Annotated in this window: 12 protein-coding genes; 10 read left to right on the forward strand and 2 right to left on the reverse strand. The window is 72.4% G+C overall.

The window, feature by feature from the left end:
• Nucleotides 1-3: 3 nt before the first annotated feature.
• The gene (locus ABD236_RS00445; protein WP_344068255.1) at nucleotides 4-1,086 is read right to left on the reverse strand and encodes a methyltransferase; all 1,083 of its coding nucleotides are present in this window, start codon (nucleotides 1,084-1,086) and stop codon (nucleotides 4-6) included.
• Nucleotides 1,087-1,470: 384 nt separating this feature from the next.
• Between ABD236_RS00445 and ABD236_RS00450 the strand changes: the two genes are divergently transcribed.
• The 9 genes from ABD236_RS00450 (at nucleotide 1,471) to ABD236_RS00490 (ending at nucleotide 14,337) form a co-directional block, all read left to right on the forward strand.
• On the forward strand, nucleotides 1,471-2,667 hold the full coding sequence (locus ABD236_RS00450; RefSeq protein WP_344068258.1) for a ScyD/ScyE family protein: 1,197 nt from the start codon (nucleotides 1,471-1,473) through the stop codon (nucleotides 2,665-2,667).
• A 222-nt stretch (nucleotides 2,668-2,889) separates the two neighbouring features.
• On the forward strand, nucleotides 2,890-3,345 hold the full coding sequence (locus ABD236_RS00455; RefSeq protein WP_344068261.1) for a carboxymuconolactone decarboxylase family protein: 456 nt from the start codon (nucleotides 2,890-2,892) through the stop codon (nucleotides 3,343-3,345).
• A 226-nt stretch (nucleotides 3,346-3,571) separates the two neighbouring features.
• Complete coding sequence (locus ABD236_RS00460; protein WP_344068264.1) at nucleotides 3,572-5,128, forward strand: DUF4192 domain-containing protein; 1,557 nt, start codon at nucleotides 3,572-3,574, stop codon at nucleotides 5,126-5,128.
• Between the two features lie 257 nt (nucleotides 5,129-5,385).
• On the forward strand, nucleotides 5,386-7,503 hold the full coding sequence (locus ABD236_RS00465) for an amylo-alpha-1,6-glucosidase (RefSeq protein WP_344068267.1): 2,118 nt from the start codon (nucleotides 5,386-5,388) through the stop codon (nucleotides 7,501-7,503).
• Nucleotides 7,504-7,712: 209 nt separating this feature from the next.
• The gene (locus ABD236_RS00470; RefSeq protein WP_344068270.1) at nucleotides 7,713-8,483 is read left to right on the forward strand and encodes an NUDIX hydrolase; all 771 of its coding nucleotides are present in this window, start codon (nucleotides 7,713-7,715) and stop codon (nucleotides 8,481-8,483) included.
• Between the two features lie 172 nt (nucleotides 8,484-8,655).
• Nucleotides 8,656-10,413 carry an ATP-binding cassette domain-containing protein gene (locus ABD236_RS00475; RefSeq protein WP_344068273.1) on the forward strand — a complete coding sequence of 586 codons (1,758 nt, stop codon included), beginning with the start codon at nucleotides 8,656-8,658 and terminating at the stop codon, nucleotides 10,411-10,413.
• Between the two features lie 160 nt (nucleotides 10,414-10,573).
• Nucleotides 10,574-11,461, forward strand: a complete 888-nt coding sequence (locus ABD236_RS00480) for a FadR/GntR family transcriptional regulator (RefSeq protein ID WP_344068276.1) — start codon at nucleotides 10,574-10,576, stop codon at nucleotides 11,459-11,461.
• Nucleotides 11,462-11,808: 347 nt separating this feature from the next.
• Nucleotides 11,809-13,353 carry an RNA polymerase sigma factor gene (locus ABD236_RS00485; RefSeq protein ID WP_344068279.1) on the forward strand — a complete coding sequence of 515 codons (1,545 nt, stop codon included), beginning with the start codon at nucleotides 11,809-11,811 and terminating at the stop codon, nucleotides 13,351-13,353.
• 153 nt (nucleotides 13,354-13,506) lie between these two features.
• Nucleotides 13,507-14,337, forward strand: a complete 831-nt coding sequence (locus ABD236_RS00490) for a serine protease (protein ID WP_344068282.1) — start codon at nucleotides 13,507-13,509, stop codon at nucleotides 14,335-14,337.
• Between the two features lie 97 nt (nucleotides 14,338-14,434).
• Here ABD236_RS00490 and ABD236_RS00495 read toward each other — a convergent pair whose 3' ends face one another.
• Nucleotides 14,435-14,665, reverse strand: a complete 231-nt coding sequence (locus ABD236_RS00495) for a DUF7455 domain-containing protein (protein WP_067165114.1) — start codon at nucleotides 14,663-14,665, stop codon at nucleotides 14,435-14,437.
• A 433-nt stretch (nucleotides 14,666-15,098) separates the two neighbouring features.
• Here ABD236_RS00495 and ABD236_RS00500 point away from each other — a divergent pair, with 433 nt between their 5' ends.
• Nucleotides 15,099-17,219: a DNA gyrase/topoisomerase IV subunit B gene (locus ABD236_RS00500; RefSeq protein ID WP_344068292.1), complete on the forward strand. Its 2,121-nt coding sequence runs from the start codon at nucleotides 15,099-15,101 to the stop codon at nucleotides 17,217-17,219.
• Nucleotides 17,220-17,327: the final 108 nt, after the last annotated feature.

Consider the following 17,327-nt stretch of genomic DNA (forward strand, 5'->3'; position numbering starts at 1 on the left):
CGGTCAGACCGGGCGCGCCTCCACGATCGAGACACCCGCGGCGGTCTGCACGATGCGGTCCAGCTCGAAGCCGGTGGCCCGCAGGATCTCCGAGTACTGGCGGGCGGTGCGCTCCTTGCCGCCGACCAGGATCATCAGCCACAGGTCGACCAGCTTGGCGGGGTGCGCCGCGTTGCCCTCCGGAGGAACGAATTCCATGACGAGCAGCCGGCCGTCGGGGCTGATTGCCTCACGGGCGTTCTTGAGGATCTCCAACGCCTTCGGCTCCGGCCATTCATGCAGAATGTGCTTCAGCAGATAGGCGTCCGCGCCGGTCGGCAGCGGACCGAAGAGATCGCCCTTGTCGATCTCGACCCGCTCGGCCACGCCCTCTTCCGTGAGAAACGCGTGGGCGCCCAGCTCGTCCGCCCGGGAATCGAAGAGGATGCCCTTCGACTGGGGCGTCTTCTTCAGGATCGCCGACAGCAGACCGCCACGGCCGCCGAAGACGTCCACGAGCGTCTTGTACTTGGAGAAGTCGTACGCCGCGAGAATGGGCTCGGTCTCCATATTCGAGAGCGTGCCCATGCCGTTGAGGAAGATCTCCGCGAATTCCGGGTTCTGGCCCAGGTACTCGTACGCGTGCATGCCGCGGTTCTTCTCGAGGCTCGGCTGGCCGGTGCGCACGGTGTGGATGAGTCCACCCCAGTCCTCCCAGCTCGCGGGGTGACCTGTCAACAGGGCCAAGTCGCGCATCGACGTCGGCGTCCCGGTGCGCAGCGCGGAGGCCATCGGCGTCAGCTTGAACCGGCCGTCGCTCTGCTCGCTGAATATCCGGTAGCTGGCGAGGGCGCGCAGCAGGCGGTGGACCGCGTCCGGGTCGGCCTCGACCCGCCGGGCGATCTCCTGCGAGGACAGCGGGCCGTCGGCGAGCTGGTCGGCGATCTTCAGCTCGGCCGCCACGTAGATCGCCTGGGACACCCAGGCGCCCTGGGCCAGTTCGAGGACGGCGATCGGCGCGGGCACCATCAGCTGGGCGAAGCGCTGCACCCGTGCGCGGAACCCTTCGACGATGCGGACGACTCGGGCGGGCGGAATTGGGGGCATGCGTATCCTCCGTGGGCGGTTGCGCAGCGGTATCAAGAGTCTCAATTACCGGGATACCGGAAACTATGGCGTCAGCTATGGGCGTCGCCCGCCAGACTCTAGAGCCGCGCACGGCGGCGAACAACCACTCAACACATCAGAACCGGCCCCTGGTTGGCCGAAATGCCCGCCCGAGTTCGGCCCAGGTGAATTCCGAGTGCGAATCAAGTGTGCAACTGCGGATAGGCCGCAGTCGGACGCCCCTGACAACTCACCCGCGAATACAGGACGGTTGAGGTAGAAGCGTCTATCGTGGCGCCGGTTGAGTCGGCTCCCAATGACGGGGGCACGCCATGATGAGGGAGAGACATGTCGAGAATACGCAGGTCTTGGAGTGGGGCCTTCGTGGCAGCGGCAGCCGTGGGCACCATGGCCGTCACGCTGATCCCCGGCCCGGCACAGGCCTCGCCGACCTCGCCGAAGGAGGCGAAGGCCGCTGCCGCCACCGCGAACATCGAGGTCATTGCGAGCAAGCTCAACAACCCTCGCGGCCTCTCCGTCCAGGCGGACGGGACGATCCTGGTCGCCGAGTCGGGCGTGGGCAAGCCGGGCTGCGCGCCCGGCACCAAGTGCGTCGGGCTGACCGGTTCCATCTACCGCGTCAAGGGGACGCAGCAGGGCCGGGTCGTCACCGGCCTCGCGTCCTCCGCCGTCGCCCCCACCAACCCGTACGAGCCGATCTCGGCCGCCGGCCCCAACGACGTGGAGGCCAACGGGTCGGGTTACCTCGTCCTCAGCGGCTTCGGCGGCGGCACGGACGACCGTGACAAGCTCGGCGCGGACGCGGCCAAGCTCGGCACGCTGCAGACGGCGAGCGGCTGGGTCGTGGGCGACCCGGTCAAGCACGAGACGCTGCTCGACCCCGACTGGGTGCTCGGCCACCCGGCCAACCCGGAAGAGGCCTCGGTCCACAGCAACGCGTGGCGCTTCGCCCGCAACGGCCGCGGCTTCCTGGTCACCGACGCGGGCGCCAACGACCTGATCGGCGTCGGCTTCGGCGGCCGCACCACCACCGAGGCGATCTTCCCGGACAACGAGCTGCCCGCCCCGGGCGGCGCCGCGGCCCCCTCCGCCAAGGAGAAGAAGGTCCTGGAGTCGCTCGCCCCGCAGACCAAGACGGTCGCGGCCGACGGCACCGTCAAGGTCCAGGCGGTGCCCAGCGGCATCGTCAAGGGCAAGGACGGCGCCTTCTACATCGCCGACATGGGCGGTCTGCGCCCGGGCGGCTCGCGCATCTGGCGCCTGGTGCCGGGCCACCGCCCGGAGGTCTTCGCCAGCGGTCTGACCGCGGTGAGCGACCTGGCGGCCGACAAGGACGGCAACCTGGTCGCGCTGACGCTCACCGGCGGCTTCCAGCAGCAGGGCCCGCCGCTGCCGGGCAAGCTGAACCGGATCGACATCAAGACCAAGGCCGTCACCGAGATCCCGACCGACGGCAAGCTGGCCATGTCCACCGGTCTGGCCGTCGGCCCGCAGAACGAGATCTACGTCACCAACAACTCGGTCGGCACCGAGGGTCAGCTGATCAAGATCACGCAGTAGTACGCCCGATGACGGGTATGTGACCCGCGGCCCCGCAAGGCACCTGACGCCTTGCGGGGCCGCTTCGTCGTGCCGTCGGGGAGAGCGGTCAGAAAAATCTTCGCCTCCCTCGGTCACACTCCCGGGCCGCGACCCGTCAGACCTGTGACACGGGATTCCGACCGATGGAATCGAGCCGTCGTCACCTGAACGATCGCTGTAGATCTCTGAAGGAGAGCAGTCATGGAAGCACGGATGCAGAACCCGGCGATGGTCCTCCCGGACGCGATGCAGGCCATCCAGAGCCTGTACAAGGCGACCTACGCGGGCGGCGTCCCGGCGGGTCTGCTCGCGCTCAGCCATCTGCGGGCGAGCCAGATCAACGGCTGCAGCCCCTGTGTGGAGTCGGCCTCCGGCCAGGCGCGCAAGGCGGGCGAGAGCGACGAGAAGATCTTCTCCGTCGGCGCCTGGCGCGAGACCCCCTTCTACACCGACTCCGAGCGCGCGGCGCTGGCGCTGACCGAGCACGTCACGCGGCTGGCCGACCGCGAGGACGCGGTTCCGGACGCGGTGTGGAACGAGGCCGCCAAGCACTTCAACGAGCAGGAGCTCGCCGCGCTCGTGCTGCACATCGCGGTCAGCAACCTGTTCAACCGCCTCAACGCCACCACGAAGCAGCAGGCCGGCCAGAAGTGGTAGGCACGGCCTAGCGGAGGTGTTCGGCACGGACAGGCCGGACCCGGACCGAGCGGGCGGTGTGGTCGCGCGACGACACGCGAAGGCCACACCGCCCCTGGGTGGACCTCCCCGGACGCGCCTCGGAGTCCGGTGCAGTATGCAGATCATCGCGATGGCTTGTTCTCGCCTGTGGACAACGTTATCCACAGGGGTGGTGAGGGGTCGCCCGGCACGGGACCGTCGGAGCATGAACAAGCACCGCGAATCGCACGGCTCCCACGGTCTGCCCGACGACGACCCGCAGCTCACCCTGCGCAACCCGGCCGAACTGGCCGACGCCCTGCCGTATTTGATGGGCTTCCATCCGACGGACTCGATCGTGATGGTCGCCCTCCATGGTCGCCGGGGCCGCTTCGGCGGGCGGCTCCGGCTCGGCATTCCGCGTGCGCCGGGGGAGTGGCCCCATGTCGCCGAGCAGTTGGCCGAGTGCCTGGTGACGGGGAGCGAGCGGCGCGGGCCGCGCCCGGACGGGATCATCGTGTTCCTGTGCAAAGACCCGGGCCCGATCGGCGAGGTGACGGCCGGTCAAGTCATGGAGGGCTTGCGTCCGTTGGCTCAACTGCTGCGGACGGCCTGCGGCGCCCTGGACGTCCCGGTCCTGGAGGCGCTGTGCATCTCGGACGGCAGGTACTGGTCGTACTGCTGCCCGGACGCGCGCTGCTGCCCGCCGGAGGGGAACGTACTGGCCCTGCCCGGTACGTCAGTGCTGGCGGCCGCCGCGACCTTCGCGGGACTCCAGGTCCGGGGCTCCCTGCGGGAGATGGAGGCCCGGCTCGCCCCGTGGCGCCGCCCGGCGGCGGCCGACCAGGAGCGGGTGCTCGCGGCGACGGAGGAGGTGCTGGTGCCGCGCATCCTGGACGAGGAGGAGCGGCTGCGGGTCGGCCGGGAGACCCTCGACCTGGCGGACCGTCTGATGCGCCGCCTGTGCGGCGCACCCCCGGCCACGGGCCGTACGGACGGTGACGCGCTGGACGACGGTCTGATCACCCACGAGGAGGCGGCGGCCCTGCTCCTCGGCCTCCAGGACCGCACCACCCGGGACATCGCGGCCGAGTGGATGGAGGGTCCGGACGCGGCCCCGGCCCTGCGGCTGTGGCGCGCCCTGGCCCGCCGCTGCGTGGGGCGGTACGGGGAGCACGCGGCGGTCCCGCTGACACTGGCGGGCTGGGTGGCCTGGTCGACGGGCGACGAGCCCGCCGCCCGGGTCGCCCTGGGCCTGGCCCTGCGGGCGGACCCGGACTACCAGTTCGCCCAACTCCTTCACCAGGCCTGCAACCAGGGCCTGGACCCGGAGGCGCTGCGCAGATGTCTGCGGGAGGAGAGGCGGGAGCGGGAGCAAGGGGGCGGCGGGGGTGCGGCCCCGGGGTCTGCCGCTGATGTGACGGAGCCGTTGGCCGCCGCCGGGCCCGGACTGTCCGGCGGAGACGGGGTTACGGGACACCGGGCGTCCGGCGCGGCGGGGCCGGAGAAGGTCGTGGAGGCGCAGCCCTCCGCCGTGCTGGTGCCCGCTCGGCGGCAGGGGACCCGCCGTAGGCCGCCGGGCAGGTTCACGAGGAACCGGCAGGACCGCACGGCGGCCTCCGCCCCGGCCAACCGGAGGGACGAGGTGCCGGCCGCCGTCGTTCCCGAGGCCGTTCCCGAGGCCGTCGAGGCCTTCGAGGGCGACTCCTCGACGGCCGCGCCCGCCCGGCGCGGGGCGCGTCGGGCCGGCCGTGCGGGGCAGCGGGACGGGACCGGCCGATGACACCGGGCCGACGCCACGCCGTGTCGCTCCGTGACTCGTGCACGGCCCGCCGCGTTCACGAGGGGGGCGCCGCGCGAGGGCGGTCCGCCCGACCCACGCACGCGGCCGGAGTGCCCGGAAGGCAAGGTATGGCGTTCAACAGCCCTCCCCGGGCGAATCCCCCCTCCCGTACGGACACCCCTCCCTGGGGTGACGTCCCGCCGAAGGCCGAGGCCCCTGCGCAGGGCAATCTCCCGCCGGGCGGCTGCCCGCCCAGGGTGTCGGGTGGCGCAGGCCCGCTCCCAGGAGGCTCGGCCCCTTCCGTCACCGGGCGGCCCGCGCCGGGCCGTGGCCCAGGGCCGGGGCGGCGCCCATCGGCACCGCCACCCCGGCCGTCAGGCTCGGCCGGACCCGGCGGAGCCGGCACCGGACCCGCGCCCGGACCGGGGTTCGGCGCGCTCCCGCCGCTGCACGCCGCGCTGATCTCCGTCGCCCTGCCCGGCCTGGTCGTCTCGGCGGAGCACGGTCAGCTCACCGGCCACGGCCTGGAGGGCTTCTACCGGCACGGCCGCCGACTGCTCGCGCGCTGTCAGCTGAAGGTGGCCGGACGGGAGCCGATCGCCCTCCAGGGCAGACCGATATCGGCCGACCGCGCCCGCTTCGTCGCGGTGGTGCGCACCCCGGCCGACAGCGGCCCCGACCCCGAGATCGCGATCGAGCGGCTGCGCCAGGCCGAGGGCAGCGAGCGGATCACCCTGCGCAGCTCCTCGCCCCGCCCCCTGCGGCTGCCCGTGGAGATCGCGCTCGGGACCGACCTGGCCGACCTGGGCGCGGTCGCGGCGGGCCGGGGCGGGCCCGAACTGCCGGGCAGCGTCCATGACTCGGGCATCCGCTGGACGGCCCCCGGCGCGCACGCGGTGGTGAGCGCGCACCCGTCCCCGGCCGACGCCCTCGCCTCGGCGGGCGTGCTGCGCTGGGACGTGGAGCTGCCCCCGGGCGGGTCGTACACGATCGAGCTGACCATCCGCACCGACCGTCCGGCCCGCCCGCCCGGCCAGGCCGCGAGCCACCCGCTGCCGCAGGCCGAGGCGGAGGGCGACGACCCCCGGGTGGCCCCGTTCCTCCAGAGCGGCCTCGACGACCTGCGGGCCCTGCTCGTCCGGGACCCGGCCCACCCGGCGGACCTGTACGTGGCGGCGGGCGTTCCCTGGCGCACCGGCCCGGCCCCGGCCGAGGCGCTGTGGGCGGCACGGATGGCCCTGCCGCTCTCCACCCGGCTGGCGGCGGCGACGCTGCGGGCCGTCTCGCGTACGCAACTGGCCGGTGGGGAACGGGACTTCGGCCTCATCCCCGGCCCACTGCGGGATGCCGGGCCCCATCTGCCGCCGAGCTGCACCGGAGTGGAGGCCACACTCGCCTTCCCCGTGGTGCTCGCCGAGGCCCGCCGCTGGGGCCTGGCCGAGTCCGAGGTGGCCGAGCTGCTGCCGACGGCGGAGCGGTGTCTGCGCTGGCTGCGCGCGTGCGCCGGGGACGACGGCTATCTGGGCGAGCCGGGCCCGGCGGCGGGCCTGGCGCGCGCCGAGACCCAGGCCCACGCCCACCGCGCCGCCGTCCTCGGCGCGGAGCTGCTGCGGGAGTGCGGCAGACCGGGGGCCGAGGAGTGCGCGAGCTGGGCGGCGGGACTGCGGGAGCGGTTCCGGGAGGAGTTCTGGGTCGAGGACCTCGCGGGCGGCCGCCCCGCTGCCGCCCGTACCGCCGACGGCCGCCGCCTCCCGCCGCTCGGCGCGGGCGCGGCCCACCTCCTGGACACCGGGCTGCTCGGCGCCGGACGGCTCGCCCCCGGGCTGCTCGACAAGGTGCAGACCGAACAGCTCGCCCGGCTGCTCGGCGGCCCGGCCATGGACTCCGGCTGGGGCCTGCGCGGCCTGGGCGCCAGGGAGCCGGGCTACAACCCGTTCGGCCACCGCGCGGGCGCGGTGCGGGTGTACGACACGGCCGTGGCCGTCTCGGGCCTCGCCGCCGCCGGGTACGAGAAGGAGGCGAGCGCGCTGCTGCGCGGACTCCTCGACGCTGCCGAGGCGTTCGGCTACCGGCTGCCCGAGATGTACGCGGGGGAGCAGCGCACCGCCGACAGCGCCCCGCTGCCGCACCCGGCCGCGTGCCGCCCGGCCGCCGTCGCCGCGGCCTCGGCTGTCCAGCTGCTCACCGCGCTCGCGGGGATCCGCCCGGACACCCCGGCGGGCACGGTCGCCCTCTGCCCCGTCCGGTCGGCGCCGCTCGGCGCGGTGCGGCTGTCGGGGCTGAGCGTGGCGGGGGAGCCGTTCGCCGTGCGGGTCAGCAGGCTCGGCGTCGGCATGGTCGAGCAGGCCGCCGGCCGGCTCCAGTTGGGAGGCTGAACGGAGTGCTGAGTGAACCCGGTACCGAGGAAGGGGTCGCTCCGGTGGGCGCGGCGGCGCGGGCGAAGGCCGCGGGCGGCGATCCGGACGCGGTGCGGAGCCGCGCGTGGGGCGGCTCGTCGGGAACCCGTGGGGCGGGTGGCGAAGACGGGGCGACGGGCCGTGCCCGGGGGCGTGTTTATCGTCAGGGAGACGACTATGATCGCTCCATGTCTCCCTACGACCCGTCGGCCTACCCGCCCTTCGCCGTGACCGTCGACCTGGTCGTGCTCACCGTGCGTCGCCACGCGCTGTGCGCGCTGGTGGTCCGGCGCGGGGAGCCGCCGTTCCAGGGGCGGTGGGCGCTGCCCGGCGGCTTCGTCCGGGCCGACGAGGACCTGTCGGCCGCGGCGGCCCGCGAGCTGACCGAGGAGACCGGCCTGTGCGCCCAGGACCCGGCGGCCACCGCCCCGGCCCCGGGCAACGGCGCACATCTGGAGCAGCTCGCCACGTACGGCGACCCCCGGCGCGACCCCCGGATGCGGGTCGTCAGCGTGGCGCATCTGGCGCTCGCCCCCGATCTGCCCGCCCCGCGCGCGGGCGGCGACGCGCACAGTGCGCGCTGGGCGCCGGTGGAGGACCTGCTGAGCCAGGAGGGCGGCTTCGGCCGGGAGGACGAGCAGCCCGCCCCGCTCGCCTTCGACCACGCCCGGATCCTGGCGGACGGTGTGGAGCGGGCCCGTTCCAAGATCGAGTACTCGTCGCTGGCCACGGCGTTCTGCCCGGCCGAGTTCACCGTCGGGGAGCTGCGGCGGGTGTACGAGGCGGTGTGGGGGGTCGCGCTCGACCCCCGTAACTTCCACCGCAAGGTGACCGGCACCCCGGGCTTCCTGGTCCCGGCCGGCGGCACCACGACCCGCCAGGGCGGCCGCCCCGCCCAGCTGTTCCGCGCGGGCGGCGCGACCCTGCTGAACCCCCCGATGCTCCGCCCGGAGGTCTGACCGGCCGGGGGCCCGCGCCCCGCCCCGTACGCCCGGCGCTCCGGCGTGCACGCCAGGTGTGGGCACGCGCGTGTCTGAGGTTGCATAAAAAGTCCGAAATGTCGAGTTATGTTACTCCGGTACCCGTCCTCCCGCCGTGCCGTCGAGCGGTCTCACCCCCGCGAGAGAAGCGATGCTCCAGGCCATCGGACTCACCAGCACACCCCGCCGCGACCGTCCGCCCGAGGTGGACGATCTGACCTTCGAGGCCCGGCCGGGCCTGATCACCGGCCTGCTCGGCGCGCCCGGCTCTGGCAAGACCATGGCCCTGCGCCTGATGCTGGAGCTCGAACCGGGCCGGGGCGTCACCTACTTCCGGGGCCGCCCGCTCCACAAGGTGGCCCACCCGGCCCGCGAGGTCGGCACCCTGCTCGGCGACGTGCCGGGCCACCCCGCCCGTACGGTCCGGGGCCAGCTCCGGCTGATGTGCGCGGTCGCCGGGGTCCCGGCGGGCCGCGCCGAGGAGATGCTCCACGTCGTCGGCCTCGACGGCCTCGGGGACCAGCGGCTCGGCACGCTCTCGCTCGGCATGGACCGCAGACTCGGCCTCGCCGCCGCCCTCCTCGGCGACCCGCACACCCTGGTCCTCGACGAGCCCGCCGAAGGCCTCTCGCCGCGCGAGAACAGCTGGCTGTACGGGCTGCTGCGCGGCCACGCCCAGCACGGCGGCACCGTGCTGTGCACCTTCGCCGACCCCAAGGAGGCGGCCCGGGTGGCCGACCGGGTGGTCACCATCGACGGGGGCCGCCTGGTCGCGGACCAGGACGCGGCGGAGTTCGCGCGCACCCGGCTGCGCCCGCGGGTGGCCGTCGCCACCCCGCACGCCGCCCGGCTGGGCGCGCTGGTCAGCCGGGAGGCCCGGGACGCACGCCGCTCGGTCGAGGTGGTCGCCGAGGACGGCAGCCATCTCTCCGTCTACGGCACGACGTGCGCCGAGGTCGGCGAGACGGCGTTCCGCCACGGCGTCCTCGTCCACCGCCTCACGGACGAGGTGGGCGACACGGGCCCGATGGCCCCCGCCCCCCGCCCGGCCCCGGCCACCGCCTCGGACGCACTCCCCGCGCCCTCCAGCGGCGCCCGGGCTCCCCACCCGCGCCCCCCGATCACCCCCGCCCTGCCCCGCACCCCACTCCGCCCCCTGCGCTACGAACTCCGCCGCCTCTTGGGCGTACGCACCACGTATCTGCTCGCCGGCGCCGTGCTCACCGCCTCCGTGGCGCTCGCCGTCGTGCTCGGGCGCACCGGGCACACTCCGCTGCCGCATCTGCTCGCCGCCTGGCCCGCCCTGCTGCCGCTGCCGCCCGCCGCGCTCGGCGCAGGGATCCTGGGGGCGCTGGCGTTCGGCGAGGAGTACCGCTACCCGGCGCTCGCCGCCGACCGCGGCACCGTGCCGCGCCGACTCGGGCTGCTGCTCGCCAAGCTCGCCGTCTCGGCCGTCGCCGCCCTCCTGCTCGCCGTGCTCGCCCTCGCCCTGGACGCCCAGGCCCTGCGACTGGTGTACGGCACCGACTTGGTGCGGATCCCGCCGGACTGGCCCTCGCTCGCGGCGAGTTGGGCCGGTCTGGTGGTCGGCTGCGCCTGGGCCGGGCTGCTCGCGGCCGGCATCTTCCGGGCCACCGCGGCCGGGCTCGCGGCCGTCCTGGCGGTGCCGGTCGCCGTCGTACCCCTCGTACAGAAGGCGCTGGCGGCGCCGCAGGCGCGTTCGGTGGCCGGACTCCCGGCCCGGCTGCGGGACGTGGCCTGGCTGCGCTGGCCGCATCTGCTCGACAACGGGCTCGCCGCGGCGCTGCACCTGCTGGCCCGCCCGCAGGGCGCGGCCCTCGCCCTGTCGCTCGCCGTGCTGCTCTGCGCGTACGTCTTCACCGGCCTTCGCGGGAGGGCCCGTTGGTGACCACGTCCGGGCCCGGGCGGATACGGACGGTCACAACTCCCCAGGGAATGCCCGCTTCTTTCCGATAAAGCGTCAATTGCGAGGGGTGCGGCGATCACCCTTTCGTGTGCTTTTCACCAAAGACCTCAAGGGCCGTGGACGTCCCGCCGACAAAGGATGCGTGAGTACCCTTGCGCACACCATGATGACCACCGCCCGCGCCGCCGACTCCGGCCTCGCAGGACCGGGCGAACTCGACCGCTACCCCTACGCGGAGGCGCGTGGCGCCGACCGCGTCTCCCTCCCCGCGTGGGACGGAGCCGAGGCCGACCTCGGCCGGGTCAGCCGGCGCGCGGCGGGCAGCCGCGGGAGAGGACTGCACGGCCAACTCGTCCAGCAGCTCGGCCAGATGATCGTCTCCGGCGATCTCGGCGCCGACCGCCCGCTGGTCCCCGAGGAGATCGGCCAGCGCTTCGAGGTCTCCCGGACCGTCGTCCGCGAGTCCCTGCGCGTACTGGAGGCCAAGGGCCTGGTCAGCGCCCGCCCCAACGTCGGCACCCGGGTCCGTCCGGTCAGCGACTGGAACCTGCTGGACCCCGACATCATCGAGTGGCGCGCCTTCGGGCCGCAGCGCGACGACCAGCGGCGCGAGCTCAGTGAGCTGCGCTGGACGATCGAGCCGCTGGCCGCCCGCCTCGCGGCGGGGCACGGCCGCGAGGACCTCCAGCAGCGGCTCGGCGACATGGTCGAGATCATGGGCCACTCGCTCTCCCAGGGCGACGTGATCACCTTCTCGCGGGCCGACGCGGAGTTCCACTCCCTGCTGATCCAGGCCGCGGGCAACCGGATGCTGGAGCACCTCTCCGGCATCGTCGGCGCGGCCCTCCAGGTCTCCGGCGGACCGGTCACCGGCTGTGACCGCCCCTCCGACGCCGCGCTCACCCACCACGCCCGGATCGTGGACGCGCTGGCGGGCGCCGACGGGGCCGCGGCCGAGGCGGCCATGCGGCAGCTGCTCACCGTCCACCCCGAGGTCGAGCGCGTCGTCCCCGCGCCGCGCGAGCACTGACGGCGGAGCGCGGGCGGGCGCGGGCCCGCCGCCCCGCCCGGAGGAAACACGCGTCGCCGGACCTCGGGGGGTCCGGCGACGCGATTGTGGGCATTCTTACCCGTGTGACCGTTTCTGCCGTATATGGGGTGTGACTCGGGCCACGTAGATTGGGCGTAACACTCCTCGAAACCGTGCGATGACCTAAGAGGTAACAGCCGAGGAAGGAATACAGCGACCGCTCGCGGCGCTGTGCAGCTCCGAGGTTCAGCCCGCGCCGTCGGCACAATCCCCAGCCGACGGTCGTCGGCTCCGGCCCGATCATGGGCGGGGCCGGAAGCCGTTTCCATCGTTCCGAGAGGTTGTTCGTGTCGGCCAGCACATCCCGTACGCTCCCGCCGGAGATCGCCGAGTCCGAGTCTGTGATGGCGCTCATCGAGCGGGGAAAGGCTGATGGGCAGATCGCCGGCGATGACGTGCGTCGGGCCTTCGAAGCCGACCAGATTCCGCCAACCCAGTGGAAGAATGTTCTGCGCAGCCTCAACCAGATCCTCGAGGAAGAGGGTGTGACGCTGATGGTCAGTGCCGCGGAATCTCCCAAGCGCACCCGGAAGAGCGTCGCAGCGAAGAGCCCGGCGAAGCGCACCGCCACCAAGACCGTCGCGGCCAAGACGACCGTGACCAAGACCGTCGCGGCCACCGCGGCCCCGGCGGCCGAGAGCGTGGACGCCTCGGCGGACGACGCCGACGCGCCCAAGAAGGCCGCCGCCAAGAAGACGGCCGCGAAGAAGACCGTCGCCAAGAAGGCCGTGGCCAAGAAGACGGCCGCGAAGAAGACCGCCGGCAAGAAGGGCGACGAGGAGGTCCTGGAGGGCGAGGAGCTCCTTGAGGACGTCGCGCCCGGCAAGGGCGACGAAGAGGAGGCCGAGGGCGAGAACAAGGGCTTCGTCCTCTCCGACGACGACGAGGACGACGCGCCCGCGCAGCAGGTCGCCGTCGCCGGCGCCACCGCCGACCCGGTCAAGGACTACCTGAAGCAGATCGGCAAGGTCCCGCTGCTCAACGCCGAGCAGGAGGTCGAGCTCGCCAAGCGCATCGAGGCCGGTCTGTTCGCCGAGGACAAGCTGTCGGCCGCCGACAAGCTCGCCCCCAAGCTCAAGCGCGAGCTGGAGATCATCGCCGAGGACGGCCGCCGCGCCAAGAACCACCTGCTGGAGGCCAACCTCCGCCTGGTGGTCTCGCTGGCCAAGCGCTACACGGGCCGCGGCATGCTCTTCCTGGACCTGATCCAGGAGGGCAACCTCGGTCTGATCCGCGCGGTCGAGAAGTTCGACTACACCAAGGGCTACAAGTTCTCGACGTACGCCACCTGGTGGATCCGCCAGGCGATCACCCGCGCCATGGCCGACCAGGCCCGCACCATCCGTATCCCGGTGCACATGGTCGAGGTCATCAACAAGCTCGCGCGCGTGCAGCGCCAGATGCTCCAGGACCTGGGCCGCGAGCCCACCCCGGAGGAGCTGGCCAAGGAGCTCGACATGACCCCGGAGAAGGTCATCGAGGTCCAGAAGTACGGCCGCGAGCCGATCTCGCTGCACACCCCCCTGGGTGAGGACGGCGACAGCGAGTTCGGTGACCTCATCGAGGACTCCGAGGCCGTCGTCCCGGCCGACGCGGTCAGCTTCACGCTCCTCCAGGAGCAGCTGCACTCGGTCCTCGACACCCTGTCGGAGCGCGAGGCGGGCGTGGTCTCCATGCGCTTCGGCCTCACGGACGGCCAGCCGAAGACCCTGGACGAGATCGGCAAGGTCTACGGAGTGACGCGTGAGCGCATCCGCCAGATCGAGTCGAAGACCATGTCGAAGCTCCGCCACCCGTCGCGCTCGCAGGTGCTGCGCGACTACCTCGACTAGGTCGGATCCGTACGGCTGTCGTACGAGCCGTCAGTCGACGAGGGCCCGGTTTCCGCAAGGGAGCCGGGCCCTCGGGCGTGTCCGAGCGGGTGCGGGCCGTCAATACCTCGTTGACTCTGGGTGTGCCTGTGTCACCCGGAGTCAGGAGACCGTATGCGACGTCCCACCGTCCGAGCGCTGCGCGGGGCGCTGGCCCTCACGGCGGCAGCGACCGCCGTACCGCTGGCCACGCCGGTGTCGGCAGCGGCCGACAGCGTGGTCATCGGAGGCAAGCCCGTCCCCGACGGGGGCGGCTCGTTCACCGTCGCGCTCTCCAGCCGTAACCGGTTCGGGGGTAAGCGGGCGGGTCAGTTCTGCGGGGGTGTGGTGGTGGCGCCCGCCAAGGTGGCCACCGCGGCGCACTGCCTCAGCAAGGAGGTGCTGGGCTCCAACGGAACCAAGGACTTGAAGGTGATCGCGGGACGCTCCAAGCTGGTCGACGGCGGCGGCCAGGAGGTCGCCGTACAGGGCACCTGGGTGAACCCCGACTACAACCCGGTCACCAACGTCGGCGACCTGGCAGTGATCACCCTGGCGAACGCGCTCCCCGAGTCATATGTGATCAAGCTCGCCGGGCCCGGCGACCCCGCCTACCTGCCCGGCACACCGGCGGCGGTCTACGGGTGGGGCGACACCGTGGGGGACGGCAGCTATGCGTCCTCGCTGTACGCGGCCGAGGTCCAGGTGCTGCCCGACAAGGCCTGTAAGGACGCCTACCCGGGGAACTCGGAGGGCACGTACCTGAAGGCCACCATGCTCTGCGCGGGCCTTCCCGGGGGCGGCCGCGACGCCTGCCAGGGCGACAGCGGAGGACCGCTGGTCGCCAACGGCCGACTGATCGGCCTGGTGTCCTGGGGCAGCGGCTGCGCGCAGGCGGCGTACCCCGGGGTGTACACCCGGATCTCCGCGTTCGTGCGCCCGGCACGGAACGCGGCACCCCTGTAACAGGGCGTGGACACGAGAACGGGCGGCCACCCCGCGCGCGGGGTGGCCGCCCGTCGCCGGTCCTGGACCGGCCCTGGCTCGTCGTCAGTGCGAGGTGTCAGCGATCCTCTTCACCTGCGGATTCGGGCACCGCCGTGAGGCGGTCCGTCTCGTCCTGTATCTCAGCGGCGATCTTCTTCAGTTCCGGCTCGAACTTGCGTCCGTGGTGAGCGCAGAAGAGCAGTTCGCCACCGCTGGTCAGAAGCACACGCAGGTATGCCTGTGCACCGCAGCGGTCGCAACGGTCAGCGGCCGTCAGGGGGCTCGCGGGGGTCAGAACAGTAGTCACGTCGCCTCTTCTCTAGCTCGACGAGCTGTCGTACCAGGGTCAACATCCAACCAGGCCGAAAACGTTCCCGCTCGTGCCTTTTCCTCGAAACTTCTTGGTCAAGGTGGCTGTCTGCTGCCGGTTGGCGGCGAATGAGCCGTATTGCTGTGCTTTACGGGTTTCGCGTTGCTTGTCTCGTTTGGTCCTCCCGGCGGGGTTGCCGGTTGTTCATGAGGACGTGCCCGGAGCCTAAATGGTTCATGCCTGGATGGGAACGTGATATCCGCATCACCCCAACGAGGGATCGAACATGCATACGACGCTGGACTAGCATGAGTATTGCCGAGGGTGGCGTGACAACGGCTCTACCAGGCCTCGGTACCCTCTGACCGGCGACCGACGCCGGCCCCCTACCCACCGGGGGCGAATTGAAATTCAGCGAGGAGCGAACTGCGTGACCGCCGAGACGTCCGTTCCGTCCACTGCGCTGCTCTCCGGCGCCGACCGGGACGGCTCCAACTACACCGCGCGGCACCTGCTCGTCCTTGAAGGCCTCGAAGCGGTCCGCAAGCGCCCCGGCATGTACATCGGCTCGACCGACAGCCGCGGCCTGATGCACTGCCTCTGGGAGATCATCGACAACTCCGTCGACGAGGCCCTGGGCGGGTACTGCGACTTCATCGAGGTGATCCTGCACGACGACGGCTCGGTCGAGGTGCGGGACAACGGCCGGGGCATCCCGGTCGACGTCGAGCCCAAGACCGGCCTGTCGGGCGTCGAGGTCGTCATGACCAAGCTGCACGCCGGCGGCAAGTTCGGCGGCGGCTCCTACGCCGCCTCCGGCGGTCTGCACGGCGTGGGCGCGTCCGTGGTGAACGCGCTGTCGGCCCGCCTCGACGTCGAGGTCGACCGCAACAGCGCGACCCACTCGATCAGCTTCCGGCGCGGCACCCCCGGCATGTTCACCGAGCAGGGCCCCGACGCCCCCTTCGACCCGTCGAGCGGGCTGCTCAAGGGCAAGCGGGTGCCCAAGACCCGCACCGGGACCCGCATCCGCTACTGGGCGGACCGCCAGATCTTCCTCAAGGACGCCAAGCTCTCCCTGGAGACGCTCCACCAGCGCGCCCGCCAGACCGCCTTCCTCGTCCCCGGCCTGACCATCGTCGTCCGGGACGAGCGCGGCATCGACGGCGAGGGCAAGACGGAAGAGACGTTCCGGTTCGACGGCGGGATCAGCGAGTTCTGCGAGTACCTGGCCCAGGACAAGGGCGTCTGCGACGTGCTGCGGCTCACCGGCCAGGGCACCTTCAAGGAGACCGTCCCGGTCCTGGACGAGCGCGGCCACATGACCCCCACCGAGGTCACCCGCGAGCTCGGCGTGGACATCGCGCTGCGCTGGGGCACCGGGTACGACACCAATCTGAAGTCGTTCGTGAACATCATCGCCACCCCCAAGGGCGGCACCCATGTCACCGGCTTCGAGCGCTCGGTGACCAAGACCGTCAACGAGGTCCTGCGCTCCGCGAAGCTGCTGCGCGTGGCCGAGGACGACGTGGTCAAGGACGACGCCATGGAAGGCCTGACGGCGGTGGTCACCGTCCGTCTCGCCGAGCCGCAGTTCGAGGGCCAGACCAAGGAGGTGCTCGGCACCTCGGCGGCGAACCGGATCGTCGCCAACGTGGTCGCCAAGGAGCTGAAGGCCTTCCTGACCTCCACCAAGCGCGACTCCAAGGCACAGGCCCGGGCGGTTCTCGACAAGATCGTGGCGGCGGCCCGGACCCGGATCGCGGCCCGTCAGCACAAGGAGGCGCAGCGGCGCAAGACCGCCCTGGAGTCCTCCTCGCTGCCCGCCAAGCTCGCCGACTGCCGCAGCGACGACGTGGAGCGCAGCGAGCTCTTCATCGTCGAGGGCGACTCCGCGCTCGGCACCGCCAAGCTCGCCCGGAACTCGGAGTTCCAGGCGCTGCTGCCGATCCGCGGCAAGATCCTCAACGTTCAGAAGGCGTCCGTCTCGGACATGCTCAAGAACGCCGAGTGCGGCGCGATCATCCAGGTCATAGGAGCGGGCTCGGGCCGCACCTTCGACATCGACGCGGCGCGGTACGGCAAGATCGTCCTGCTCGTCGACGCCGATGTCGACGGCGCCCACATCCGCATCCTGCTGCTGACCCTCTTCCAGCGCTATATGCGCCCGATGGTCGAGGCGGGCCGGGTCTTCGCCGCGGTGCCGCCGCTGCACCGGATCGAGCTGGTCCAGCCCAAGAAGGGCCAGGACAAGTACGTGTACACGTACTCGGACAACGAGCTGCGCCAGACCCTGCTGGAGTTCCAGCGCAAGGGCGTCCGGTACAAGGACTCCATCCAGCGCTACAAGGGCCTCGGCGAGATGGACGCCGACCAGCTGGCGGAGACCACGATGGACCCGCGGTTCCGCACCCTGCGCCGGATCAACATCGGCGACCTGGAGGCCTCCGAGCAGGTCTTCGACCTGCTGATGGGCAACGAGGTGGCGCCCCGCAAGGAGTTCATCACCAGCTCGGCGGCGACGCTGGACCGCTCGCGCATCGACGCGTAGCCGCGCGGCCCCCGGCGGGGGCACGGCAGGGGCGGGGACGTCCGGCCGTGGCCTCCCGGGCGGTGATGCCCAGGTCCGGGGCGGTGTGTCCACCCGTGGGTGGAGCTG

Origin of the sequence: Streptomyces crystallinus (assembly GCF_039521265.1) — a bacterium.
Classification (GTDB): Bacteria; Actinomycetota; Actinomycetes; order Streptomycetales; family Streptomycetaceae; genus Streptomyces; species Streptomyces crystallinus.